The 23860-nt window shown below is 69.6% G+C and carries 19 protein-coding genes; 8 read left to right on the top strand and 11 right to left on the bottom strand.

The genetic code is table 11. The features are described from left to right. Nucleotides 1–54 precede the first annotated feature (54 nt). Nucleotides 55–2571 carry a glycoside hydrolase family 2 protein gene (locus ACG00Y_RS07230; RefSeq protein ID WP_394477343.1) on the bottom strand — a complete coding sequence of 839 codons (2517 nt, stop codon included), beginning with the start codon at nt 2569–2571 and terminating at the stop codon, nt 55–57. A gap of 403 nt (nt 2572–2974) precedes the next feature. On the opposite strand from ACG00Y_RS07230, the gene ACG00Y_RS07225 reads away from it, so the two are divergent. From ACG00Y_RS07225 to ACG00Y_RS07215, 3 genes are read left to right on the top strand one after another with little or no spacing between them, the layout of a single operon-like run. Next, on the top strand, nt 2975–5101 hold the full coding sequence (locus tag ACG00Y_RS07225; RefSeq protein WP_394477504.1) for a GDSL-type esterase/lipase family protein: 2127 nt from the start codon (nt 2975–2977) through the stop codon (nt 5099–5101). Beyond that, nucleotides 5098–6324, top strand: coding sequence for an AGE family epimerase/isomerase (locus ACG00Y_RS07220; protein WP_394477341.1), 1227 nt, complete (start codon nt 5098–5100; stop codon nt 6322–6324). Before ACG00Y_RS07225 ends, ACG00Y_RS07220 begins: the two co-directional genes overlap by 4 nt. Then, nucleotides 6321–7334 (top strand): glycoside hydrolase family 5 protein, encoded by a 1014-nt coding sequence (locus tag ACG00Y_RS07215; RefSeq protein WP_394477339.1) that lies wholly within the window; start codon nt 6321–6323, stop codon nt 7332–7334. The genes ACG00Y_RS07220 and ACG00Y_RS07215 overlap by 4 nt, the downstream gene beginning before the upstream one ends. A 42-nt stretch (nt 7335–7376) precedes the next feature. Here ACG00Y_RS07215 and ACG00Y_RS07210 read toward each other — a convergent pair whose 3' ends face one another. From ACG00Y_RS07210 to orn, 3 genes are all read right to left on the bottom strand, one after another. After that, a complete protein-coding gene (locus ACG00Y_RS07210; protein WP_394477338.1) occupies nt 7377–8951 on the bottom strand; it encodes a DEAD/DEAH box helicase in 1575 nt (524 codons plus the stop codon). Nucleotides 8952–9275: 324 nt separating this feature from the next. Beyond that, the gene (locus tag ACG00Y_RS07205) at nt 9276–11033 is read right to left on the bottom strand and encodes a chorismate-binding protein (RefSeq protein ID WP_394477336.1); all 1758 of its coding nucleotides are present in this window, start codon (nt 11031–11033) and stop codon (nt 9276–9278) included. A gap of 14 nt (nt 11034–11047) precedes the next feature. Continuing rightward, a complete protein-coding gene (orn, locus tag ACG00Y_RS07200; RefSeq protein ID WP_394477334.1) occupies nt 11048–11608 on the bottom strand; it encodes an oligoribonuclease in 561 nt (186 codons plus the stop codon). Nucleotides 11609–11659: 51 nt separating this feature from the next. Here orn and ACG00Y_RS07195 point away from each other — a divergent pair, with 51 nt between their 5' ends. The 4 genes from ACG00Y_RS07195 to ACG00Y_RS07180 are packed head-to-tail and all read left to right on the top strand — an operon-like array spanning nt 11660 to nt 14893. Beyond that, nucleotides 11660–12931 (top strand): M48 family metallopeptidase, encoded by a 1272-nt coding sequence (locus ACG00Y_RS07195; protein ID WP_394477333.1) that lies wholly within the window; start codon nt 11660–11662, stop codon nt 12929–12931. Continuing rightward, complete coding sequence (locus ACG00Y_RS07190) at nt 12928–13263, top strand: 4a-hydroxytetrahydrobiopterin dehydratase (RefSeq protein WP_394477331.1); 336 nt, start codon at nt 12928–12930, stop codon at nt 13261–13263. The genes ACG00Y_RS07195 and ACG00Y_RS07190 overlap by 4 nt, the downstream gene beginning before the upstream one ends. Then, nucleotides 13260–14162, top strand: coding sequence for a ribosome small subunit-dependent GTPase A (gene rsgA / locus ACG00Y_RS07185; protein WP_394477329.1), 903 nt, complete (start codon nt 13260–13262; stop codon nt 14160–14162). The genes ACG00Y_RS07190 and rsgA overlap by 4 nt, the downstream gene beginning before the upstream one ends. Then, entirely contained in the window at nt 14159–14893 is a 735-nt protein-coding gene (locus ACG00Y_RS07180; RefSeq protein ID WP_394477327.1) for a DUF3047 domain-containing protein, read from the top strand. The genes rsgA and ACG00Y_RS07180 overlap by 4 nt, the downstream gene beginning before the upstream one ends. On the opposite strand, the gene ACG00Y_RS07175 is transcribed toward ACG00Y_RS07180, so the two are convergent. The 6 genes from ACG00Y_RS07175 to ACG00Y_RS07150 all read right to left on the bottom strand — a co-directional run bounded on the left by ACG00Y_RS07175 (nt 14841) and on the right by ACG00Y_RS07150 (nt 21746). Further along, nucleotides 14841–15122, bottom strand: coding sequence for a hypothetical protein (locus tag ACG00Y_RS07175; RefSeq protein WP_394477325.1), 282 nt, complete (start codon nt 15120–15122; stop codon nt 14841–14843). The two genes, ACG00Y_RS07180 and ACG00Y_RS07175, sit on opposite strands and share 53 nt — an antisense overlap. A 233-nt stretch (nt 15123–15355) precedes the next feature. Further along, the gene (locus ACG00Y_RS07170) at nt 15356–16090 is read right to left on the bottom strand and encodes an SDR family oxidoreductase (protein ID WP_394477323.1); all 735 of its coding nucleotides are present in this window, start codon (nt 16088–16090) and stop codon (nt 15356–15358) included. A 1-nt stretch (nt 16091) separates the two neighbouring features. After that, the gene (locus ACG00Y_RS07165; RefSeq protein ID WP_394477321.1) at nt 16092–17405 is read right to left on the bottom strand and encodes a CsgG/HfaB family protein; all 1314 of its coding nucleotides are present in this window, start codon (nt 17403–17405) and stop codon (nt 16092–16094) included. A 76-nt stretch (nt 17406–17481) separates the two neighbouring features. Then, nucleotides 17482–19842, bottom strand: a complete 2361-nt coding sequence (locus tag ACG00Y_RS07160; RefSeq protein WP_394477319.1) for a penicillin acylase family protein — start codon at nt 19840–19842, stop codon at nt 17482–17484. Beyond that, nucleotides 19842–20630, bottom strand: coding sequence for an SDR family oxidoreductase (locus tag ACG00Y_RS07155; protein ID WP_394477318.1), 789 nt, complete (start codon nt 20628–20630; stop codon nt 19842–19844). Before ACG00Y_RS07155 ends, ACG00Y_RS07160 begins: the two co-directional genes overlap by 1 nt. Before the next feature lie 54 nt (nt 20631–20684). Then, the gene (locus ACG00Y_RS07150; protein WP_394477316.1) at nt 20685–21746 is read right to left on the bottom strand and encodes an ABC transporter substrate-binding protein; all 1062 of its coding nucleotides are present in this window, start codon (nt 21744–21746) and stop codon (nt 20685–20687) included. Nucleotides 21747–21977: 231 nt separating this feature from the next. Here ACG00Y_RS07150 and ACG00Y_RS07145 point away from each other — a divergent pair, with 231 nt between their 5' ends. Then, a complete protein-coding gene (locus tag ACG00Y_RS07145; RefSeq protein ID WP_394477314.1) occupies nt 21978–23609 on the top strand; it encodes a sensor histidine kinase in 1632 nt (543 codons plus the stop codon). Here ACG00Y_RS07145 and ACG00Y_RS07140 read toward each other — a convergent pair. After that, on the bottom strand, nt 23603–23806 hold the full coding sequence (locus tag ACG00Y_RS07140) for a hypothetical protein (protein WP_394477313.1): 204 nt from the start codon (nt 23804–23806) through the stop codon (nt 23603–23605). The two genes, ACG00Y_RS07145 and ACG00Y_RS07140, sit on opposite strands and share 7 nt — an antisense overlap. Nucleotides 23807–23860: the final 54 nt, after the last annotated feature.

Below are 23860 nucleotides of genomic sequence, written 5' to 3'. Positions count from 1 at the left end.
GGTAACAAATGCTGTGCCCAATCACATCAGGGCAATCAGCGACAGGGGATTCACTCATTCCGCCTGGAGTGCGCCTCCTCTATCTGTGCCGCGAACCTGCCACGCCGCATGGTCCAGCGCGACGGCACGGATGACGTTTGTTATCGCTATCCTCGAATGAACGCGGCGCGCTGCGCCGGGCACGAGATCGATGAAGTTGTCCTCCAACGCCAGGCCGTTGCCGGCAAGCCACAGCCCCTTGACCGGACGATCGGTATGCAGCAACAGCGACTGGCCCTCAAGCTCCACAGTGATGCGCGCGCCGCCCAGGCGGTAGAACCTGAACGGCTCGGTCCAGGCGCAGTCGCGCGCGAGTTCGCGGCCGTCGCCGTCCAGCGCACACAGCTCCGCGACGACCGGGCCCTCGAAGGCCGGCAGCGGCTGCAGCAGCTCGACGCTCGACGACGCCGGCGCCTCCTGCGTCAGGCTGGCGCTGGCAAGCTGCCGGCCGTCCAGCGCGAAGACGCGCAGCTGCAGCGCCAGCGCCAGGCCTCGCATGCCGCCGTTCATGACGGCCAGCCGCGCCTGGCCCGCTTCCAGCCGCACCGCAACGGCCAGTGGCGCCAGCGCACGGCGCACCGCATGCCAGGCCGGCTTGACCGTGCCGGCCGAGTCGATCAACGCCCAGCTCGTCACCGGCCAGCAGTCGTTGAGCTGCCAGACCAGCGCGCCGCCCACCGCGCGCGCGCCGGGCTTTTGCCAGCGGCGGCGGAAGTCCTGGTAGGCCACGCGCATCGCCTCGGCCTGCACGAACTGCGTCGCGTAGACGTGATCCGCCAGCGTCGGGCCCACGCGCAGGTTGTCGGCGAGGTAGACCGCCAGGCGGCGATGGCCGTCCGGCCCGGTGGGCGAACCGGCCTTGTTGTGCCACTGCACGGTGCGGCTCTCGGGGAAGCGCTCGTCCTCGGGTAACACCGATTCCAGCAACGCCAGCGACGGATACGACTGCATGCCGAACTCGCTGACGAAGCGCGCCTGCACATCCCCGTAGCGCTGGTAGGGCAGCATCTGCTGGTGCCAGACCTCCCAGCTGTGGCGGTCGCCCACGGTCACGTCGGAGGACTTCACATCGGCACCAGGTGTGAACGGGCTGCCCGGCCAGTAGGCGCGGTCTGGGTCCAGCGCGGCGCAGACCTCGGGCAGCAGCTTTTCGTAGATCGCCCGCGCCTCGAAGCGCTCCGCCGGGATGCCGGGGCCGGCCAGGCCCTGGGACTCGGCAATCATGTAGTCCTCGTTGTTGCCGCACCAGAGCGCCATGCAGGCGTGGTGGCGCAGGCGCTTCACTGCGGCCTCGGCCTCGGCGCGCACACTGGCCTGGAAGGCCTCGTTGGCCGGGTAGATGCCGCAGGCGAACATGAAGTCCTGCCAGACGAGGATGCCCAGTTCGTCGCAGGCCTCGTAGAAGGCCTCGTGCTCGTAGATGCCGCCGCCCCAGATGCGCAGCATGTTCATGTGGGCCGCCGCCGCCTGCGCCACGCGCTCGCGGTAGCGGGCCGGCGTGATGCGCTCCAGCAGGTTGTCGTCGGGTATCCAGTTGGCACCACCGGCGAAGAGATCCTGGCCGTTGACCTCGAAGTGGAAGCTTGAGCCCGCCTCGCCCTCGACCGGCGCCTGCACCAGGCGCAGCGTGCGCAGGCCGATGCGGCGGCTGTCCTGGGCCAGCACACGGCCCTGGTCGTCCTGCAGCTGGGCCACCAGCGTGTACAGCGGCTGCGCGCCCAGGCCCAGCGGCCACCAGAGCTGGGCGTCGGTGACGGCCAGCGTGGCGCTCACATCACCAACCGCCGGCACGACACGCGAGGCCACGCAACGACCCAGCGGGTCCAGCAGTTCAAAGTTGCAACGCGCGCAGGCACCTTGCAGCCGGGCTGCCACCTGCAGCGTCGCCGTGCGTGCGGCCACATCGATCTCGCTGCGGCAGTGCAGGTCGGCCACCCGCGCCGCGCCGCTGTCCCGCCGCACAGCCCGCCACGGGCCGCAGGTGATCAGCTCCGGGCCCCAGTCCCAGCCGAAGTGGTACTGCGCCTTGCGGGCGTGCAGGCGGGCGCTGTCGCCGTTCCAGAGCGCGCGCTTGCCATGCACCGCCTCGACCTTGCGGGCCTCGGCCAGCGCCGGCTCGAAGCACAGCAGCAGCTCGTTGCGGCCCGGCTTCAGGCGCGAGCGGACATCAACACGCTGCGGCACGAACATGTTGTCGGACTGCAGCAGCTTCTCGCCGTTGAGCCAGACCGTGCAATAGGTGTCCAGGCCGTCGAAGACCAGCTCCTCTCGCTCGGCCAGCTCGCCACCATCGAAGCCCAGGCGCCAAGCCCAGCGACGCTCGGCCACCCAGGCCAGCTCGGCCTCATTGCGGCCGTAGAACGGGTCGGGGATGCGCCCGGCCGCCAGCAGCGCGCCATGGGCCGTGCCGGGCACGGCGGCGGGCAGCCAGGCGTCGGCTGGCAACGCTGTCAATGCAGCGCCGTCGAGGCCGTCGGGCACCTCGGCCAGCAGCCAGCCGTCATGGAGTTCAGTCAGTCGTTGAGAGTTCACGTCGTGTCAGTCGTCAGTCGCACAGCCGGCCTGCGGCGGGAGACTCCGGCGGGCCGCGAAGCGCTCCGCCATGCGCCGCGCCCAGGTGGCTTGCGGCCCGTCTCCTGCTCCGCCCACCGGCAAAGCTAAACATTGTTTTGTTGCGCATTCTGTTTCTCTATATTTGCGACCGCACTCGGGGATAGTCCCGATGTTTTGCACACGACACACTCGGCGCCGGCGCCAAAACTGCGCCCATAATCCCTGCCGTTTAGTAAACAACTAGAGACAACGTGGTTCCAGCGACCACGCTCAAGCGCCCGGGCGCCGCCGCCGAGCCGAACCTGCCGCTGCAACTCGGCCAGGGCGCCAAAAAAGGTTTGATATGGACTGGTTGAAAGGATTGGGCTTGGCCGTGTCACTGATGCTTCCGGTGATCGCCCACGCGGAACCGCGGCTGCAAGCGGTCATGAAGCGGCTGGAGGCTGGCGAGCCCATCACGCTCGCCACCCTGGGTGGATCGATCACCACCGGCTACGCGGCCCAGCCGCCACGCGAGAAGGGCTGGGCGGCGCTGCTGGCGAAGTCGCTCGGGCCCAAGGTCAAGCTGATCAATGCCGGTGTCAGCGGCACAGACTCGGCGGCCGGTGTGCAGCGCCTGCAGTCCCAGGTGCTGGACAAGTCGCCCGATCTCGTCATCGTCGAGTTCGGCGTCAACGACCAATGGCTGGACCCCGGCGTGCGCGGCAGCAGCTACGAGGCCATCCTGCGCAAGCTGCTGGCCGCGAAGAAGCCACCCGCCGTGGTCGTGCTGGGCCTGACCCAGCAGGGCAACCAGGCGCGTGACGCGGTGGAGATCCAGTTGAAGCTGGCGGCCCACTACGGCCTGACGGCGCTGGACTTCGGCCGCTGGATGCAGGCGCGCGTGGAGACCGGCCAGGACCGCTGGGCGTCGCTCTACGACGAGCCGGTGCACCCCAACGGCATGGGCCACCAGCGCATCGCGCTGGCGCTGGCCGAGACGCTGCGCGCTGCAGCACGAACACCTGCCGTCGCTGCAGCGCCCGTGCCCGAACCGCTCCACGGCCGTGCGCATGAGTTCACCCGCTTGTTGACCGGCGACACGCTCAAGCCCTACCAGGTGCGCGGCTTCGAGCGCGGCGGCGAGGTACACCCCGAATGGACCGGCCAGCAGCCCGGCTGGGTCAGCAAAGCCAACGATGCCGAGGCCCGCTTCCTCGTCTACGGCAGCGAGGTCGCCGTCTTCCACGCCGAGAGCGAGCACTACCGCAACCTCGAAGCCCGCGTGGACGACGGCCCCTGGGTCACGTTGCAAGGCCATGTCGCCGACCGCAAGGGCTACCTCGGCTGGCACTACAAGGTCGTCGGCCGCGACCTCGAACCCACCGCCCACCTGCTGCAGGTGCGCGTGAAGCGTGACGAATGGGCCGGCAGCGGCCGCCCGGCCAGCCTCCTGGCCGTCATGTCGGCCGGCATCCTGCCGCCCGCGCTGCGCGCCAGCGACTTCGTGCGCGAGTCGCCCACCAACCGCCCCGGCCTGATCCCCGCCAACGATCCCCAACTGCGCTGGGTGGGGCGCGTCGGCGCCGGGCCCCTGCCCTCGTCCAAGCTGATGGCCTGGAGCGGCAGCGAGCTGCGGGCACGCTTCACCGGCCGCGATCTGGCGCTGGAGTTCTCGTCCACGCACTGGGGCACCAGCCACTTCACGGTCGAGATCGACGGCCGCGTGAACCCGCTGGCCGTGCCCGGCAAGGACCACACCGTCTGGCGGCTGCGTGAGCCGCTGGCCGACGGCGAGCACACGCTGCGTCTGGTCAAGCGCACCGAGGGCTCCATGGCCGAAGCCAGCTTGCACGGCCTGCGCCTGGCCGAAGGCGGCAAGCTGCTGGCCCCGCCGCCGGCCCGCCCGCTGACGCTGGCCTTCTACGGCGACTCCATCACCGCCGGCGCCTGCAACGGCGACGTCGCCGACGACCAGTACGACGACCTCTACCCCCACGACGGCACGCGGGCCTACGGCGCCGTGGCCGCAGCACGGCTGGGTGCGGACTATGTCGGCATTGCCATCAGCGGCATCGGCATCACCGCCACCTGGCACGACCTGCTCATGCCCGACGTGTGGAACCGGGTCGCCCCGCGCAAGGACGCGGCCGTCGCGCCGGCCGACGTGCGTGCGCCCGATGTCGTGCTGCTCAACCTGGGCCAGAACGACCATGGCTTCCCGGCCTCCAAGGGCCAGCCGATCGCTGCAGACTTCGGCCCGCGCTACCTCGCCTTCGTGCGCCAGCTGCGCGGCCGCCACCCGCAGGCCAAGATCGTGCTGCTGATGGGCGGCATGTCGGCCCCGCGCGAGCAGCCCGCCATCCCGCAGGCCGTGGAGCGCGCCGTGCAGACGCTGCGCGGCGAAGGCGATGCCAAGGTGTGGAGCTACCGCTTCGCGGCGTTTGCCTGGGCCCATCCGCGCATCGACGTGCATGCGCAGATGGCCGACGAGCTGACCCGTTTCCTGAAAGACGAGGTGTTGAAATGAGCGTTCCCGACATGCGCCAGCCCGACGCGCTGTGGGCCCACATGCGCCACACGCTGGCCTTCTACGCGCCGCGAGTGAAGGACGAGACCGGCGGCTGCTTCCAGTTCTTCAAGGACGACGGCACAGTCTATGACCGCCGCACGCGCCACCTGGTGAGCAGCACCCGGTTCGTCTTCAACCATGCGCTGGCCTGGCGCTGGTTCGGCGGGCCGGTGGAAGACGTGGCGCATGCGCTGGCCTTCGTGAACCAGGCTCACCAGCAACCGCAAGGCGGCTATGCCTGGGTACTGGACTGGCAGGACGGCCGCGCCAGCGTCACCGATGGCACCAACCACTGCTACGGCCTGGCCTTTGTGCTACTGGCCAACGCGCATGCCGCCGAGGCCGGCGTGGCCGGGGCGCGCGAAGGCATTGCCGCGACCTTCGCGCTGATGGAGCAGCGCTTCTGGGAACCGGCCCACGGTCTCTACGCCGACGAGGCCACGCCGGACTGGCAGGTCGGCCCCTACCGCGGCCAGAACGCCAACATGCACGCCTGCGAAGCCATGCTGGCCGCCCACGCCGCCACCTGTGAGGCTCGCTACCTGGACCGTGCGTTGACCCTCGCCACGTCCATCGCCCAACGCCAGGCGTCCAAAGCCGACGGCCTGGTCTGGGAGCACTACAAGACCGACTGGACGCCCGACTGGGACTACAACCGCGACGACAAGACCAACATCTTCCGGCCCTGGGGCTTCCAGACCGGCCACCTGACGGAGTGGGCCAAGTTATTGCTGATGCTGGAGCGCCGCCTGGGTAGCGCCGCGCCGGGCTGGCTGTACCCGACCGCCCGCCACTTCTTCGACACCGCCATGAAGCACGGTTGGGACGAGATCTACGGCGGCCTGGTCTACGGCTTCGCCCCCGGTGGCGAGGTCTGTGACGGCGACAAGTACTTCTGGGTGCAAGCCGAGAGCCTCGCCGCCGCCGCCTGGCTGGCCCAGCGCTCGGGCGACGACGCCTACTGGCAGTGGTACGACCGCCTCTGGACCTACGCCTGGCAGCACTTCGTGGACCACGAGCACGGCGCCTGGTACCGCATCCTCAGCAACAACAACGCCAAGCTCACCGACGAGAAGAGTCCTGCCGGCAAGACCGATTACCACACCATGGGCGCCTGCCAGGACGTGCTCGCCGCGCTGGGCGTGCAGCCACCCGCCCGACAAAAAGGAGACGACAAATGAAGCGATTGATTGGCGCCACGCTGCTGGCCGCCGCCCTGGCCGCCCAAGCCGCACCGCCCAAGCTCGAATGGCAGGGCATCAGCCTGTCCAGCGCCGAATGGGGCGAGAAACTGCCCTTCCCCGGCGTCTACGGCAGGGAGTACGTCTACCCCAGCGTCGCCAGCACGGCCTACTACCAGGCCAAGGGCATGAACCTGATGCGCATCGCCTTCCGCTGGGAGCGCCTGCAGCCCACCTTGATGGGCGAGCTGGACTCGACCGAGCTGGGCCGCCTGCGCGAGTTTGTCGACGGCACGACCGCACGGGGCCTGCATGTGCTGCTGGACCCTCACAACTACGCGGCCTACAAAAACGTGCATGTCGGCAAACCCGAGGTGCCCTTCGCCGCCTTTGCCGACTTCTGGCGGCGCCTGGCGCTGCAGTTCAAGGACAACCCCAAGGTGCAGTTCGGCCTCGTCAACGAGCCGCGCGAGATGCCCACCGAAACCTGGGCAGAAGCGGCACAGGCCGCCGTCGACGCCATCCGCGCCGCCGGCGCGAAGAACCTCATCACGTTGCCCGGCAATGGCTACACCGGCGCCTGGAGCTGGTTCGAGAGCAAGTGGTACGGCACGCCCAACGCCGAGGTCATGGGCAAGGTGCGTGACCCGCTGGACAACATGGTGTTCGAGGTGCACCAGTACTTCGACAAGGACGGCTCGGGCACGAACACCGAGTGCGTCAGCCCCACCATCGGCGTCGAGCGCCTGCAGCGCTTCACCGCCTGGCTCAAGGCCAACAAGCGCCGCGCGCTGCTGGGCGAACTGGGCGGCGGCGCCAACCCCGTCTGCGAGCAGGTCATCCGCAGCGCGCTGCAGCACCTGCAGGACAACGCCGACGTCTGGACCGGCTGGCTGTGGTGGGCCGGCGGCCCGACCTGGGGCGACTACTTCCTGTCGCTGGAGCCGGGCAAGGACGGCAAGGACAAGCCGCAGATGCGCTGGCTGGAACCCTTCCTGAAGCAGCAATAGAAAAGCGGGCCGAGGCCCGCTTTTGCTTTTCAGTGGTTCAACTCAGCGACCGAAGCCGCCCTTACGCGGGCCGCCGAAGCCAGGCTTGGGGCCGCCAAAGGAAGGCTTGCCACCGGGCGTGAAGGGACGGTCACCGCGCGGCGCAAAACCACGATCGTCACGGGGCGCAAAGCCACGCTTGTCGTCACGCGGCGCAAAGCTGCGCTCGTCACGCGGCTGGAAACCACGGTTGTCACCATGCGGCTGGAAGCCACGGTCGTCACGCGGCGCAAAGCCCTCGCGACGCGGCTCGCCACCGAAAGGCGGACGGCCACCGGCGTTGAAGTTGCCACGCGGGCCATCTTCACGACGGAAAGGCTTGTTGCCGAAGCCGGGACGGCCGCCGAAGTTGCCGCGCGGGCCACGGTCGTCGAACGAACCGGCCGGGCGCGCCGCGAAGATGCGCGGCTCGGGCGTCTTGGGCTCCAGGCCTTCGATCTGCTGCACCGGGATGGTCTGGGTCGTGAACTGCTGGATGCGGCGGATCATGGACACGTCGTCACGCAGGCCCAGCGTGATCGCCAGACCCTGGCGGCCGGCACGGCCGGTGCGGCCGATGCGGTGCACATAGTCCTCGGCCTTCATCGGCAGGCCGTAGTTGATGACGTGGCTGATGGTCGGCACGTCGATGCCGCGAGCGGCAACGTCGGTGGCCACCAGCACGCGCACTTGCTTGCTGCGCAGGGCTTGCAGCACGCGGTTGCGCTTGCCTTGCGGCATGGCGCCGTGCAGCGGGGCGACCGAGTGGCCGATCTCGGCCAGGCGCTCGGCCAGCCAGTCGGCGTCACGCTGGGTGCTCGTGAAGACGACGGCCTGCTCCATTTCCGGCAGCGCCAGGATGGATTCCAGCAGCTGGTCCTTGTGGTGGGGGTTGTCGGCCCAGTGCAGGCGCTGCTCGATGTTCTCGTGCGTGTCGGTGTGGTTGGCGACTTCGATGCGCTGCGGGTCCTTCAGCAGGTTCTGCGCGAGGCGGCCGACGTGGCCGGCGAACGTGGCGCTGAACATCACCGTCTGGCGCTCGGCCGGGGTGTTGCCGGCGATCATCGTGATGTCGTCGATGAAGCCCATGTCCAGCATGCGGTCGGCTTCGTCCAGCACCAGCATCTCGACATTGCCCAGCACGCACTTGCCGGAGTTGATGTGGTCGATCAGGCGGCCGGGGGTCGCAATCAGGATGTCCAGCGGGCCCATCAGCTGGCGGATCTGCAGCGGGTAGGGCATGCCGCCCAGCACCGTCGCGACCTTCAGGCCAGGGATGAAGCGACCGTAGGTCTGTGCGGCCTTGGCGACTTGCATGGCCAGCTCACGGGTGGGCGCCAGCACCAGGATCTTGGGGCCGTAGACCTTGCCCTTTTCGCGCTTCTTGCTGTCGTCGGCACGCGCGGCCAGGATCTTCTCCAGCGCCGGCAGGATGAAGGCAGCGGTCTTGCCCGAGCCGGTGCGCGCCGAGACCATCAGGTCCTTGTTGGCGATGGCAGCGGGGATGGCGAGCGTCTGTACGTCGGTGGCGTTCTCGTAGCCGGAATCTTTCACGGCCTTCAGCACAACTTCGTTCAGGCCCAGGGTATCGAAACTCATTTCATTCTTTCAGTCAAAGCCCGTCCATGCCGCCCAAAATTCAGTGAGGGCGGCACGCGGGCGCTGAACAGCTCATGCCGTTCAACAGTCAAAGTCGCTGGGAGAAAGCTCGTGTCGGGCGGCTCGGGCTGCAGATTGCAGTCGGTTGCGGCACGGGGGAACAGTCAAAGCGACGGCTTCATCGCCGCCGACCGATCCACGAGGGGTGTTCGAGAAGCCGTATGAACTACGGGCCGAACGAGGTCAGAGGAGACGTACGATGCCCGGCCTGAGCCGAGCGAAGCCGCGACTGTAGCATGCTTTCAGGGTTTTCACCAAATGGACTCAGCTCAGCAGACCAGCATCAAGCCAGCCGCGCAGGCTGTTGAAGAAGGCCAGCCCGTGGGCGCGGGCCAGGTCGTCCCGGGTCAGGCGCGCTTCCTTGATGCGGCCCTGCGCCAGCAGCTCGGCGCGCAGCACGCCGGGCAGCAGGCCGGCGGCCAGCGGCGGCGTCAGCCATTGGCCGTCGATATGCAGGGCCAGGTTGCCGAAGCTGCACTCGGTCAGCTCGCCGGCCTCATTCCACAGGATGACGTCGAAGGCCTCGGCCGGCTTGGCGAAGGCGTAAAGCTCGCGGCGCGTGGTCTTGTGGGCGAGGAATTCGGCACGTGGGCCCAGCGTAGTGACGGGGCCGTCGGCCAGCGCCAGCTTCACCGGTTCGGTCGTGGGCGTGAACGCGCTCAGCGTGTGGGCGAGACGGCCCTCGCCGTCGCAGGTCAGGCGCAGGCGCCAGCAGCCTTGTGGGTGGGCTGCCGCGACCGCTTTGAGATGAGCGCGTGCCTCGGTCAGCGAGAAGCGCAGGCCGAAGTGGCGCGCCGTGCGCTGCATGCGGGCCAGGTGGGCGTCGGCCCGAACTGCCACCCCGGCCTCCAGACGCAAGGTTTCCAGCGCCTCGACGGGCGCCTCGGCGCGGGCGAGAAAGCGCGACTTGGCCCGCCACTCGGCGATCTCGGCCGCCGGCTCGCTGTCCAGCGTGATGGCGCTGCCGATGCCGCAGGTGAGCTTGTCGCCACCGAACTCGGCAGTGCGGATGGGCACGTTGAACGTCGCGATGCCGCCCGGCTGGATCAGCCCGAGCGCGCCGCAATACCAGCCCCGGGCCGACGGCTCCAGCTCGCGGATGACCTGCATCGCCCGTACCTTGGGCGCGCCGGTCACCGACCCGCAAGGGAACAGCGCCGCAAACGCGTCCGCCAGCGTCAGCCCGGCGCGGCTGACGGCGGTGACGGTGGACGTCATCTGCCAGACGGTCGGCAGCGCATGCAGCTCGAACAGGCGCGGCACGCGCACGGTGCCGAGCTGCGCGACGCGGCTGAGGTCGTTGCGCAGCAGGTCCACGATCATCAGGTTCTCGGCACGTTCCTTCTCGCTGGTGCGCAGATGGGCTTGAGCCGCCTCGTCGTCGACGCGGTCGCGCCCGCGCGGCGCGGTGCCCTTCATCGGCTGGGCGGCCAGCAGCCAGCTGGCCTTGGCGCCGGGCACGGGGCGCCAGTCGAAAAAGAGTTCCGGCGACACGCTGGCCGCGCCGGCCTCGCGCAGGAACAGGTTGAAGCCGCCCGGCTGGCTGCCGTGTAGCGCGAGGAAGAGCTGCTCGGGATCGAGCTTGCCCGCCGCCGTGCGCAACCGCGTCGTCAGGTTGACCTGGTAGCAATCGCCGGCGCGGATGTAGTCGCGGATGCGCTCGATGGCGGCGGTTGCGTCGGGCTCGTCATCGCGCCAGCCGAGGAAGCCGGTGTGTGTCGCACCACTTTCCGGCCACGGCTCGGGCGCGGTGTCGAAGACGGCGAACTCGGCCAGCGGCGCGGCACTGGCATGAGTCGCAAGAACCTTGTCGAAGGCCGCCGCAGCTTCGTAGCGCAGACCGCCCAGCACCCAGGCGCCCGCTCGTGCCACAGCCTCGGCCTCGGCGATGACGGCGCGGACTTCATCCAGCCGTGTCGCCCGCAGCCAGCGCACGGGCGGCGCGTTCCAGCAGCCGCGCAGCCGCTCGCCATCCTCGCGGGCCAGCGGGTGGCGGGGGAAGTCGAAGGCGGCGTGCAGCACGCTCGCTGAAAGGGTCAGCCCAGGTTCAGGAAGTGAGTGCGGTAATGCACCAGTTCCTCGATGGACTCCTGGATGTCGGCCAGCGCCGTGTGCGCCTGGGCCTTCTTGAAGCCCTCCAGCGCCGACGGCTTCCAGCGCTTGGCCAGCTCCTTCAGCGTGGACACGTCCAGGTTGCGGTAGTGGAAAAAGCTCTCCAGCTCCGGCATGTAGTTGGCGAGGAAGCGGCGGTCCTGGCAGATGCTGTTGCCGCACATGGGGCTCTTGCCCTTGGGCACGTATTGCTTCAGGAAGGCGATGGTCTGCGCAGCGGCATCGGCCTCGGAGACGGTCGACGCCTTCACGCGGTCGATGAGGCCGCTGCGGCCATGGGTGCCCTTGTTCCAGGCGTCCATCTTGTCCAGCGTTTCGTCGCTCTGGTGCACGGCGAACACGGGGCCCTGCACGCGCTGCTCCAGGTTGGCATCGGTGACAACGACGGCGATCTCGATGATGCGGTCGGTGTCCGGGTAAAGACCTGTCATCTCGAGGTCGATCCAGATCAGGTTGTTTTCGCTGAGGGCAAGGGTGTCGGACATGGTGGGCTCGCTTGAACAGCGGGAAATTGTCGCAGCCTAAACTCGACGCCTATGTCGCCCACGCTGTTGTCCCTTGCTTTTGCGGTCGCACTTGCGGCTTCCCTGCTCGTCAAGTTCTGGCTGTCCTCGCGCCAGGTCCGCCATGTCGCGGCCCACCGCGGCCGCGTGCCGGCGGCATTCTCCGGCAGCGTGACGCTGTCGGCCCACCAGAAGGCGGCGGACTACACAATCGCCCGCTCCCGCTTCGGCCTGCTGGCGCTGGCCTTCAACGCCGTCGTGCTGCTGGCCTGGACGCTCTTGGGCGGGCTGAATCTGCTGAACGGCTGGGTGCTGCAGGCGAGCCAGTCCTTGCCCGAAGGCTGGCAGACGATAGGCTACCAACTCGGCCTCGTCGCCGCGTTTGCACTGATCGGCTCGCTGCTGGACCTGCCCTGGGAGCTGTATTCGACCTTCAAGATCGAGCAGGCCTTCGGCTTCAACCGCATGACGCTCGGCCTGTATGTCGGCGACATGCTCAAGGGCCTGTTGCTGGCCGTGGTGCTGGGCCTGCCGCTGCTGGCGCTGATCCTGTGGCTGATGGGCGCCGCCGGCCCGCGCTGGTGGCTGTGGGCCTGGGGTGTGTGGATGGGCTTCCAACTGCTCGTCATGGTGCTCTACCCGACCGTCATCGCACCGCTGTTCAACAAGTTCGAGCCGCTGACCGATGTAGCGCTGAAAGAGCGTGTCGAGCGGCTGATGGCCCGCTGCGGCTTTGCGGCCAAGGGGCTGTTCGTCATGGACGGCAGCCGGCGCTCGGCGCATGCCAACGCCTACTTCAGCGGCTTCGGCCCGGCAAAGCGCGTCGTCTTTTTCGACACGCTGTTGTCCAAGCTCAACGGCAGCGAGCTGGAGGCGGTGCTGGCGCACGAGCTGGGCCACTTCAAGCACAAGCACATCGTCAAGCGCATCGTGCTGGCCTTCGCGATGAGCCTGGCCGGCTTTGCGCTGCTGGGCTGGCTGGCGCAACAGCCGGCCTTCTACCTGGGCCTGGGCGTGCAGCCGAACCTGGGGGCGCCGAACGACGCGCTGGCGCTGATGCTGTTCCTGCTTGCCGGCCCGGTGTTCGGCTTCTTCGTCACGCCGCTGGCCAGCCACTTCTCGCGCCGCGACGAGTTCCAGGCCGACGCCTATGCCCGCGCGCATGCCAGCGGCGCCGATCTGTCCGCAGCGCTGCTCAAGCTGCACGAGGACAACGCCGGCACACTGACACCAGACCCGGTCTACGCCCGTTTTTACTACTCGCACCCCCCGGCCGCTGAACGCCTCGCTGCCCTCGCCACATGACTGATCTGCTGCTTGCCCAATGTGACCCCAAGGCCGCGCTGCTGGACGCCGACACGCGCGCCCGCGTGCTGGCCGCCCTGCCCGGCTGGCTGCCCGACCCCGAGGCCAAGCTGATCGGCCGGCGCTTCGGCTTCGCCAACTTCTACCAGGTCATGGCCTTCGTCGACGCGGTCGCCGAAGTCGCGCATGCGCAGGACCATCACCCCGAGATGCTCGTGAGCTATGACGCGTGCACCGTCAGCTGGACAACGCACTCGCGCGGCGGGCTGACCTTGAACGACGCCATCTGCGCGGCACAAGTGAGCGCCCTGCCCGAAGCGACCGGCGGATGAGCAAGTTCCAGGCGCTGGACCTGGGCTTGGTGGTGCGCGGCCACGGCCGCCACTACATCGTCGAGGACGCCGACGGCAAGCGCTTCGTCTGCCACCCGCGCGGCAAGAAGAGCGAGGCGGTCGTGGGCGACCAGGTGCGCTTTGCCGACTCCGGTGACGAAGGCGTCATCGAGGCCGTCGAGCCCCGCCGCAACCTGCTGTTCCGCCAGGACGAGTGGAAGACCAAGAGCTTCGCCGCCAACCTGGACCAGCTCCTCGTGCTGGTCGCCGTCGAGCCGGTGTTCAGCGAATCGCAGCTGACGCGCTCGCTGATCGCCGCCGAGTCCGCCGGTATCCGCATGGCCATCGCGTTGAACAAGACCGACCTGCCCGGCACCGATTCCGCACGCGAGCGCCTGGCGCCCTACCGCGCGATGGGGCTGCAGATGTTCGAGGTCGCGCTGAAGGCCGACCCGGAGGGCTCCCGCGCGACGCTGGACCCGTGGCTGAAGGATCAGCGCACCTTCGTGCTCGGCCCCAGCGGCACGGGCAAGAGCACGCTGATCAACCTGCTCGTGGAGGACGCCAAGGCCCAGATCGGCGAGATCTCGCAGGCGCTCAATTCCGGCCGCCACACGACGACGACGACGCAGTGGTACTGGACCGACGAGACGCGCACGACGGCGCTCATCGACTCGCCCGGCTTCCAGGAATTCGGCCTGCATCAAATCCTTGCGGCAGAGCTGTGGCGGTGGATGCCCGACCTGCGCGAGCACGCCACCTGCCGCTTCGCCAACTGCTCACATATTCACGAACCCGACTGCGGCGTGCGCAAGGCGGTCGATGCGGGCTTGATCAGCGCCGGCCGATACCGCATATACGGCGAAATCCTCGAAGAACTCCAACGCAAGACCTGGTGAACACCGCCCTCAATACCCGTTGCCTTGCCACCCTGGCCGCCGCGCTACTGACGGCCTGTGCCGCGCCCAGCAAGGCGCCACCGCCCGCTGCAGACGGCTGGCAGCCGCTGGCCTTGCCGGGCAAGAAGCCCACCCGCTACCAGTGGACCGAGAAGGACGGCCGCCTCGCGCTGGAGGCCTCGTCCGAACGCTCAGCCAGCATCTGGCGCAAGCGCATGGAACCGTCGCCGGGCAGCGTCGGCGAGGTGAGCTTCTCGTGGTGGGCCCAAGGCCTCATTCCCAATGCCAGCGTGGCCGATGTCGACCGCGAGGACGCCGTCGCGCGGGTCATCTTTGGCTTCGGTGGCGATATCGACAGCCTGCCGATGCGCACGCGCATGAAGTTCGAGCTGGCCCAGGCGCTGACCGGCGAGGTGCCGCCCTATGCGACGCTGATGTACGTGTGGGACAGCAAGCTGCCGGTCGGCACGGTCGTCGTCAACCCGCGCAGCGACCGCATCCGCAAGATCGTCATCGACTCCGGCCCCGCCGAGTTGCGCCGCTGGCGGGACCACAAGCGCGACCTAGCCTCCGACTTCCGGCGCGCCTTCGGCGAGGCGCCCGGGCCGCTGCTGTCCATGGCCGTCATGACCGACAGCGACAACAGCCGCGCCTCGGCGCGCACCTGGTACGGGCCGGTCAGTGTCGGGGGGGCGGCTGCAGCGGCAGCGGCGGTGCCGCCGGCGCCTTGACCTCGCGCGCCTCGATGTCCACGACATCCCCGTCCGCCGGCGCCTGAGGCCGGCGCTGCGCCCAGGGGCTGCGGTTCATGCGGAACTGCATGTTGGGCTTGCGGCCGGTCAGCAGGCTCAGCAGCAGGATGGTGACGAAGGCGACCACCGCGAACAGGAAGAACGCGAGACCGACGATGGCCCCGACGATCAGGATGAGCCAGCGGAGAAGCAGACGGAAGAACGACATGGCGGGATTGTGACGGCGGGCGCTAAAGCCCCGTGCCCGCGTATGTGCTTCTCATGGGTCCACGGCGCTGCGGATGACGCGAACTTGTTCCGGGCCGAGCGCCGGGCCGCTCCCAAGCCGGCCCGCGATGGCGATGTGCTTGCGGCTTGATGCCGCAAGCATCGCCGTCCCCCCCGGGGACCGACCAGACTCGCTCGCGTTCAGCGATGCGAGGTTGGGCGAGGGGCATCAATTCAGCCGCGCCCCACGTAGGGCATCTGCGTCGCCATCACCGTCATCGTCTGCACATTGGCCGACAGCGGCAGGCCGGCCATGTAGACGATGGCGCGGGCGACGTCTTCGACATCCATGCGCGGCTCGACGGCGATCTGGCCGTTGGCCTGGGGCACGCCGCGCAGCATCTTCTCGGTCATCTCGGTCGCGGCATTGCCGATGTCGATCTGGCCGGCCGCAATGTCGAAGGCGCGGCCGTCCAGGCTCAGCGACTTGGTCAGGCCCGTGATCGCGTGCTTGGTCGCCGTGTAGGGCGCCGTGTTGGGCCGGGGCGCATGGGCCGAGATCGAGCCGTTGTTGATGATGCGGCCGCCACGCGGGCTCTGCGCCTTCATCAGCGCGAAGGCGGCGCGGGCGCACAGGAAGCTGCCGGTCAGGTTGGTGTCGACGACAGCGCGCCACTGCGCCACGGTCAGCTCGTCGATGGGCACGGCCGGCGCGCCCGAGCCGGCGTTGTTGAAGAGCAGGTCCAGCCGGCCGAAGCGCTCGCGCAGCGTGGCGAAGGCGGCGTCGACCTGGGCCTCGTCGCCCACGTCGGCGGGCAGGACAAGCGCATCGGGCAGGGTCTCGCGCAGCGCCGCCTCGCGGCGGCCCATCAGCGCGAGCGTCCAGCCTTCGGCGGCCAGCGCACGCGCGACCGCGCGGCCGATGCCGGAGCCGGCGCCGGTGACGACGGCAATGCGTGGCGTGCTCATGTCACTGACGCTTGCCGTTGAAGCTGCCACCGCCGCCGCCGGTGCTGGGCTGGCCGGTGCGCATGTCGCCATAGCGCCAGTTGCCACTGATGATGCCGGCGCGCGGGTCGACCTGGCCGACAAACATCGCCATGCCGTTGGAGGCGATGCCGCCGAGGTTGACGGCGCCGTTGTCGTCCACCTGGCCACGCACCGTGAAGCCACCCATCGTCGCGCCGCGGCCCTGGCCGGTGACCTCACCCCGATCGCCGATGGTGATGAAGAAGTCGCCCTGCTCGGCGCCGCTGAAAACCACGCTGTACTGGCCCCACCGGCCCGCGCGCGGCACCGGCGCCGGCGTGTACGCCACGGGCGCCGCCGGCGGCTGGGCGATGGCGCCGCCAACCACCGGGCCGACCAGCGTGCGCTGCACCCAGCCGCTGAAGTTGGAGGCATCGACACGGATGAAGCCGTTCTTGGCTTCGCCGGTGGCGACCAGCTCGTCGCTGCGGTTCAACGTCGCCACGACCGCGCTGTCACGGCTGGGCTCGGCGTAGGCCTTGACGTTGGCGATCTTGGCCGCCAGCAGCTGGCCGGCCTGCTGCGGCGCCTCGGCGCGCGTCGAGGCGGCGGCATTGGCATCGCCCGCTGCGCTGCTGGTGCGGATCAGGTTGGCCTGGTCGCGGATGCTGATGACGATGCGGTTGTAGTTGTCGAGGAAGCTGGCGGCAACGACCTTGCCCTCGGGCGTGCTGGTGTAGCCGCCCAGGCCGCCCACCACGCCACCACCGAAGCCCCAGCCGCCGATGGAGAAATCGGTCTTGCTGGCCTTGCCCTCGGCCGCCGCGACCTGGATGCTGGAGCGCACGTCCGAGACCAGGATGCTGGTGGACGCCTCCTTGAACTTCAGCCCGCCCGCCAGCGCGCCCAGGATGCCCAGCCGGCCGCCCAGGAAGCCGCCGATGCCGCCGGTGTTGCTGGAGCCGATCTGCACGGTGGGGGTCAGCACGAAATCCGCTGCCTGCATCTGCCCCTGGCCCAGGTTGGACTCGGCGCGCAGTTCGCCACCGGCCGCCAACGCGCGCTCCTGCTGCAGGTTCTGCATGGCCTGGCCGCGCTCGACCACGTCGAAGCAGCCCGACTGCTGCACCATCATGCGCAGCAGCGCGGCGGGCGAGCCCAGGCCGTACTGCGACAAGTGGCCCCATCCATGCTGGGGCTCGGCCACGGCGAGCGCGCCGAACTTCTTGCTGCACTTCTCCACGGTGGAGCCAGCGTCCTGGGCCTGGGCCGCCAGGGCGCCCGTCGCCATCAGCAGAGCGAACATGAGTTTCATTGCAGCAGCCTCCGTTGAATCTTGAAGGCCGCAATTGTGCCCAGACCGGCCCGGCCGAGGCAGCCACAAAAAGGGGTCAAGGGCGCAGCACGAGGCGGTGTTGCGTTTCGCCGGGCAGGAAGGCCAGTGGCTCGCCGGCCAGCCAGGCCGCATGGTCGCTGCGATAGAACGGCGACATCGGGTGGCCGCTCTGGCCGCCGGGGATGACGAGGATGCCGCGCTCCTCGTGGCCGGGCGAGACCACCATGCGCTGGCTCTGGCCATGGCCATGGTTGTGCACGCGCGGCATGTGGGCGTCGCCGGCCATGCCTTGCGAGGCCTGGTCCAGCCAGCCCGACAGCGCCGGCACGGCCGCGCTCAGCGGGTGGCGCATGGCGGTGGTGTTGTCCGCGCCCCAGGTCGCGGCGGCCAGGCTGCCGTGCCTGGCGACGAGTGCGGCGCGGCTGTCCAGCACGGCGCGCTGCAGCAGCTCGGGCCAGCTCTTGTGGGCCGCCGGCAAGGTGTCGGGCCGGGCGGCGTGGATCAGCGCCCAGCCGGGCGTCTCGGGCACCAGCTGCAGGTCCGACGCCTTCAGGCCGTTGGCTTCCATCAGGGCGGCCAGCGGCGCGAAGACCTGCTGCAGCGCCCGCTCGCGGAAGGCCCGCACGAGCAGATAGCCTTTCGCCTCGGGCCGCGCGGCGTCGGCGCTCTGGTCGACCTCGGCGCGGTAGTCGGCCAGCCCGTGGGCGGCGACGAAGTCCGGCGTCAGCACGCGGTCCAGCAGCAATTGGCGCCAGCGCTGCAGGAACAGCGCGCGGTGGTCAAGCTGGATGGCGTGCAGGCCGGCCTCGTCGAAGGCGGCTTGCGCGCGCAGGCCGTCGCGGATCTGCGTTGCGCGGGCGCCCAGGTCCCAGCCGCCGTTGCCCAGGGTCTGCATCGCGGCGCCACCCACCATGCGCGAGTTGGCCGTCCACAGCCGCCCGTCGGCCGGGTCGACGATGCGCGGCTGCTCGGCCGGCGCCAGGTAGCCCTGCCAGCGCGGGCGGCCGTCGCTCCAGTCCTGCGGGCGGTCGATGTCGTCGGCGCCGACGCGCTTCGGCACCGCGCCCAGCACGGTCCAGGCGATGCGGCCGGTGGCGTCGGCCACGAGCAGGTTCTGCGCCGGCACGCCGGTGCCGGCGGCGCTGCGCACGGCCTCATCCACGTTCGCGGCCGTCTCCAGCTGCGCCAGCCGCAGGTTCATGCCCTCGGCGTCATGGGCCACCCAGCGCAGCGCATAGGCCTGGCCATCGGGCGCCTGCTGGGCCATGACCGGCCCCCACTCGCTCTCCAGCACCTCGTGGTCGACGGCAGCCTCACCCGCGATCTCGATGCGCTCGACGCGGCGGGCCAGCGGCTTCTCCACGCCGCCCGCCAGGTAGTGCGTGCCGGCGGCATTGAGCTTCAGCGTGACCACGTCGGCCCAGTCGGAGGTCGTGTTCGTGAAGCCCCAGGCCACGCGGCCATTGCTGCCGACGATGAGCAGCGGCGTGCCGGCCAGCGTCACGCCAGCGATGTCGCGGTTGCCGGCGGCGTCCTTCCAGCGCAGGCGCGCCTTGAACCAGGTGCCGGGCGAGCGCAGGCCCAGGTGCATGTCGTCGGCGACGATGGCCCGCCCTTCGGCGCCATGCGCGGCGGCGACGGCGAAGTTGTTGCTGCCGAGGTCGCGCGAATCACGCAGCCGGCAGTCGCTGCAGGCCAGCTTGGCGGCGCGCAAGGCCTCGGGCATGGGCGTGGCCGGCAGCGGCACGGCGACCACGCGGCTGTCGTCCAGCGCCGCCTGCCAGTCGGCGCTGTGCTGCATCAGGAAGGCGTACCAGTCGGCCGGGATGGCGTCGTGCAGCCGGCCCATCGCGATGTCGTCGCGGCCTTGCGCGCCCTGCAGGTCCAGGTAGAGGCCGTAGCCCACCAGCAGCGTGTCGGCCGCGACCCAGGGCGTGGGCGACTGGCGCAGCAGCAGGTATTCCGGCGGCCGGCTGCCCAGCGCCGACAGCCCCGCGTTGACGCCGTCGACATAGGCGTCCAGCAGCGCGCGGTCGGCGGCGGGCATGGCGGCCAGCGCCGCGCCCGCACGGTGGCGAAAGCGGTGCAGCCGCCGCGCCTTGTCCAGCGGCAAGGCCATGGCGCCCACCAGCGCGGACAGCTCGCCGGCCGCGTTTCGCCGCATCAAGTCCATCTGGAAGAAGCGCTCCTGGGCATGCACGAAGCCGAGTGCGCGGGCCACGTCCAGGCGGTTCTCGGCCGTGATGGTCACGTAGCCGCGCGCATCGCGCTGCGCCTCGGCCGGCGCGCTCAGCGAGGCCACGCTGCGTTCGCCGTCGAGCTGGGCCAGGCTGCCGCGCAGCGCCAGCCAGAGCGCCAGGGCCAGTAGTCCCACGAGCAGCAACAGCCCCGCGACGATGCGCTTGAGCCAGGTCATCAGAAGGTCCCCGGGTAGCTCCCACCATCGAGCAGGATGTTCTGGCCGGTCAGGTAGCCGGCCTGCGCGCTGCACAGCATGGCGCAGAGCGCGCCGAACTCGGCCGCCGTACCGAAGCGCTGGGCAGGGATGGCCGCGCGGCGTTTGGCAGCCACCTCATCGACGCCGATACCGGCATTCGCGGCGCCGGCAGCGAAGGTCTTCTTCAGGCGGTCGGTATCGAAGGCCCCGGGCAGCAGGTTGTTGATCGTCACGTTGGCGCCGGCCAGACGCGGCTGGCGGGCAATGCCGGCGACGAAGCCGGTCAGCCCCGAGCGTGCGCCGTTGGACAGGCCCAGCACGTCGATGGGCGCCTTCACCGCGCCGGAGGTGATGTTGACGACGCGCCCGAAGCCGCGCGCCGCCATCGCGTCGACCGTGGCCTTGATCAGCTCGATGGGCGTCAGCATGTTGGCTTCCAGCGCCGCCAGCCACTGCTCACGACCCCAGTCGCGGAAGTCGCCGGGCGGCGGCCCGCCGGCGTTGTTGATGAGGATGTCCACCTGCGGGCAGGCGGCCAGTGCGGCGGCCCGGCCCTCGGCGGTGGCGATGTCGCCGGCCACGCTGCGCACGTCGACGTGTGGGTTCAAGGCGCGCAGCGCGGCGGCCGTGGCGAGCAGGTCGGCCTCGCCGCGCGCGGTGATGACGACGTTGACGCCCTCGCCCACCAGCGCCTCGGCGCAACCGCGCCCCAGGCCCTTGCTGGCCGCGCAGACCAGCGCCCAGCGGCCGTTCAATCCCAGATCCATGACGACTCCTAGCCTCGGCTGCGCCCTTGCGCAGCAGGCCGCATCATCGCGCGATCAGCGTCGGAAGCGGCCGTCCTCGTCGACGATGGACACGTCGGTGTACTCCAGGCCGCTGCGGTCCTTGTCCGAGTAGTTGACCTGCAGGCCGCCCAGGTCGATGCGGCCGTCCAGCGCCCGAGCGAAGCTGTCGCGGGTGATGTCTTTGCCGGCGCGCCGGAGCGCGTCGACGACGAGCTTGGCGGCGGCAAAGCCTTCGATGTGGGACGGCGTCAGCTCCTGGCGGCCGGCCGTCTTGGCCAGGCTCAGCGCCTCGCGCACCATCAGGTTGGCGGTGGAGCGCTCGTAGGGGAAGAGCTGGGTGACGATGACGCCACGCGCGTTCTCGCCCAGCGCCTTGACGAAGTCGGCCGAGGCGTTGTTGGACAGCGTCGCCACATGGGCCGTCGAGCCGGCCGCGCGCAGCGCCTTCACGCCTTCGACGACGGCATAGCCCGGCCCGATCAGCACCACGGCCTCGATGCCGGCCTTGGCGATGGCCTGCATGGTCGGCGCGAGGTTGGGCTTGTTGCGGTCGAAGCGCAGGTTGGACAGCGCGCGCAGCTTGAGATCGTCCAGGCCCTTGATCGCGCCCTTGCCGGCGTCGGTGCCGAAGGGGTCGTTGACCTGCACGATGGTGATGCGCTTCACGCCGATGCCGGCCAGGTGCTTGACGGCCCGCTCGGCCTCCTTCTGGTAGCTGGCGCGCAGATGGAAGACCCAGGGCTGCACCGGCTCGTGCAGGCTGATGGCGCCGGTGGCCGGGGCAATCAGGGGCAGGCGGTTTTCCTTGAGCACCGGCAGCATGGCCTCGGTGGGGCCGGTGCCGCGGCTGAGCATCAGCGCCAGCACGCCTTGGCTGGCCAGGGACTTGGCCTGCGTCACGGCCGTCGCGTTGTCGTACTTGTCGTCCATCGTGACCAGCTCGATGTTCTGGCCGCGGATGCCGCCCTGGGCATTGACCGCATCGAAGTACAGGCGCGCGCCGTCGGCGCTCTCCTGCACGATGCCCGCGACCGGCCCGCTGAACCCGGCCACCATGCCAATGCGCAGCGCGCCCTGCGCAAATGCGCTACCCATACCAAGACAGGCAGCGAACGCCACCGACAGGCCAACCCAACGATTCACTGTTCTTCTCCATGAGCGCACCGCCTCGGCGCGCTGGCGGCGGATTTTGGGGCCAGCACCCCGCCAGGCCGCAGCCCCCTCTCCCCGGGAAAAACCCGGCCCTCTGTAGCCTCGCACGCGCATTTCTGCCGGATTTCGCGGACCTACACTCGGCCGGCCTGCAGCACCGACCGTGCGTCGCCCATGACGGACCGCCCCGACCCGACCCCCACGACCGCAACGCCCCCGCTGACGCCCCATCTGTACGGATGGCAGCGCAACACTCTGACCTTCGCCGTCGTGCTGGCGCTGCTGCTGGGCCTGCTGCTGCCGACGACGGCGGTGCTGGTCTACGACATCCAGAAGACGCGCGCGACCGCCATGGACGACCTGCGGCGGGACCTGGCGCGCACGAGCGAGGTGATGTCGCTGTCACTGGCCGAGCCGGTCTGGCAGGTTTCGCCGGACCTGGCCGAGCCCATGGTCAAGGCCCAGGTGGACGACCCGCGCTTCGTCGCGGTCAAGGTGGTGGAGCCGGCGTCGTCGGCACCCTTCCTGTCCTTCGAGCGCCGCAAGGATGCAGAGGACACGGCGCTGATGCTGAGCCAGACGCGCCCCATCCAGCGCGACGGCCGCGAGATCGCCCGGCTGACGATCAGCATGACCGCCGCACCCCTGCTGCAGGCCAAGCGCGACGACGTGTGGCGCACCGTGTGGCGCAGCGGGCTGACGCTGACGCTGTCGCTGGTGCTGATGCTGTGGGTGCTGCAGCGCTACGTGCTGCGGCCCATGACCGCGCTGACCGGCGCCGCCGAGGCGCTGGCTGCCGGGCGGCTGGAGCAGCCGGTGCGCGTGGGCGGTGCCGACGAGATCGCCCGCGTGGGCGTGGCCATGGAGCGGATGCGCCAGGCGCTGCTGTCCGCCTTCGAGGCACTGCGCCAGCACAACCTCAACCTGGAAGAGACCGTCAACCAGCGCACGGCCGAGCTGACGGCCAGCAACGCGGAGCTGTCAGACGCGCTGCAGACGCTGCAGACGGCGCAGCGCGAGCTGGTGGAGTCGGAGAAGCTGGCCTCGCTGGGCCGGCTGGTGGCCGGCGTGGCTCATGAGCTGAACACGCCGCTGGGCAATGCGCTGACCGTCGTGTCGGCGCTGGACGACCGCTACAAGCAGCTGGAGGCCATGCTGGCGGGCGGCGTGCAACTGCGCCGCAGCCTGCTGGAGGAACTGGCGCGCGACACACGGCGGGGCCAGGACATCTTGCAGCGCAATGTGCAGAAGGCCGCCGACCTGGTGCGTGACTTCAAGCAGGTGGCCATCGACCAGACCAACGACATGCGGCGCGACTTCGACCTGGGCAAGGTGGTGGAGGACGTGCTGGTCATGGTGGAGCCCAGCTTCAAGCACACGCCCTTCGTCATCCAGACCGAGCTCTGTCACGGCCTGATGCTGAACAGCTACCCGGGCGCGCTGGGCCAGGTGCTGACCAACCTGCTGATGAACGCGCTGCTGCACGGCTTCGAGGGCATGGAGCACGGCCGCGTGACGGTGCACTGCGCGCCGCTGGGCGACAGCGAGGCCGAGCTGAGCGTCAGCGACGATGGCCGCGGCATGGACGAGTCCGTGCGGCGGCGCATCTTCGACCCCTTCTTCACGACCAAGCTGGGCACTGGCGGCTCGGGCCTGGGCATGCACATCGTGCACAGCATCGTGACGAATGTGCTGGGCGGGCAGATCGAGGTGAAGTCCACGCCCGGTGGCGGCACGCAGATGCTGATGCGCCTGCCGCTGGTGGCGCCGCAGCGCGGCGGCGCGGAACCGTCAGAGACTCATTGAGACGCGGCGGAAGCCGGCATGGAGGCGGCTTCAACGGCAGTGGCGACGGCGGCTGATGCAGCTTCAGAGGCAGCCGGCTCGTGGCTGCTGGAGATGCCATGCGACTCGCCGCCGAGGTCGATGTCACCGCCGCTCTTGGTCAGGATGAACAGGGCCAGCGCGGCAAAGGCGATGAAGGCGACGACGATCTTCCACATGCTTGAGTCTCCACAGGTTTGTACTGCGACGGATTCTGCGGGCCCAGGCTGACG

The sequence above is a fragment of the Pelomonas parva genome, assembly GCF_043555835.1.
In the GTDB taxonomy this organism is placed as follows: Bacteria; Pseudomonadota; Gammaproteobacteria; order Burkholderiales; family Burkholderiaceae_C; genus Pelomonas; species Pelomonas parva.
Note: the sequence above shows the minus strand (reverse complement) of the source record. Positions and strands in the feature narration are given on the sequence as shown.

What these genes read in the sequence shown, in the direction of transcription:
- ACG00Y_RS07225 (WP_394477504.1), top strand. Translation starts at nt 2,975, where the DNA reads ATGCTTCCGGTGATCGCCCACGCGGAACCGCGGCTGCAAGCGGTCATG.
- ACG00Y_RS07220 (WP_394477341.1), top strand. Translation starts at nt 5,098, where the DNA reads ATGAGCGTTCCCGACATGCGCCAGCCCGACGCGCTGTGGGCCCACATG.
- ACG00Y_RS07215 (WP_394477339.1), top strand. Translation starts at nt 6,321, where the DNA reads ATGAAGCGATTGATTGGCGCCACGCTGCTGGCCGCCGCCCTGGCCGCC.
- ACG00Y_RS07210 (WP_394477338.1), bottom strand. Translation starts at nt 8,951, where the DNA reads ATGAGTTTCGATACCCTGGGCCTGAACGAAGTTGTGCTGAAGGCCGTG.
- orn (WP_394477334.1), bottom strand. Translation starts at nt 11,608, where the DNA reads ATGTCCGACACCCTTGCCCTCAGCGAAAACAACCTGATCTGGATCGAC.
- ACG00Y_RS07195 (WP_394477333.1), top strand. Translation starts at nt 11,660, where the DNA reads ATGTCGCCCACGCTGTTGTCCCTTGCTTTTGCGGTCGCACTTGCGGCT.
- ACG00Y_RS07190 (WP_394477331.1), top strand. Translation starts at nt 12,928, where the DNA reads ATGACTGATCTGCTGCTTGCCCAATGTGACCCCAAGGCCGCGCTGCTG.
- rsgA (WP_394477329.1), top strand. Translation starts at nt 13,260, where the DNA reads ATGAGCAAGTTCCAGGCGCTGGACCTGGGCTTGGTGGTGCGCGGCCAC.
- ACG00Y_RS07175 (WP_394477325.1), bottom strand. Translation starts at nt 15,122, where the DNA reads ATGTCGTTCTTCCGTCTGCTTCTCCGCTGGCTCATCCTGATCGTCGGG.
- ACG00Y_RS07170 (WP_394477323.1), bottom strand. Translation starts at nt 16,090, where the DNA reads ATGAGCACGCCACGCATTGCCGTCGTCACCGGCGCCGGCTCCGGCATC.
- ACG00Y_RS07165 (WP_394477321.1), bottom strand. Translation starts at nt 17,405, where the DNA reads ATGAAACTCATGTTCGCTCTGCTGATGGCGACGGGCGCCCTGGCGGCC.
- ACG00Y_RS07160 (WP_394477319.1), bottom strand. Translation starts at nt 19,842, where the DNA reads ATGACCTGGCTCAAGCGCATCGTCGCGGGGCTGTTGCTGCTCGTGGGA.
- ACG00Y_RS07155 (WP_394477318.1), bottom strand. Translation starts at nt 20,630, where the DNA reads ATGGATCTGGGATTGAACGGCCGCTGGGCGCTGGTCTGCGCGGCCAGC.
- ACG00Y_RS07150 (WP_394477316.1), bottom strand. Translation starts at nt 21,746, where the DNA reads ATGGGTAGCGCATTTGCGCAGGGCGCGCTGCGCATTGGCATGGTGGCC.
- ACG00Y_RS07145 (WP_394477314.1), top strand. Translation starts at nt 21,978, where the DNA reads ATGACGGACCGCCCCGACCCGACCCCCACGACCGCAACGCCCCCGCTG.
- ACG00Y_RS07140 (WP_394477313.1), bottom strand. Translation starts at nt 23,806, where the DNA reads ATGTGGAAGATCGTCGTCGCCTTCATCGCCTTTGCCGCGCTGGCCCTG.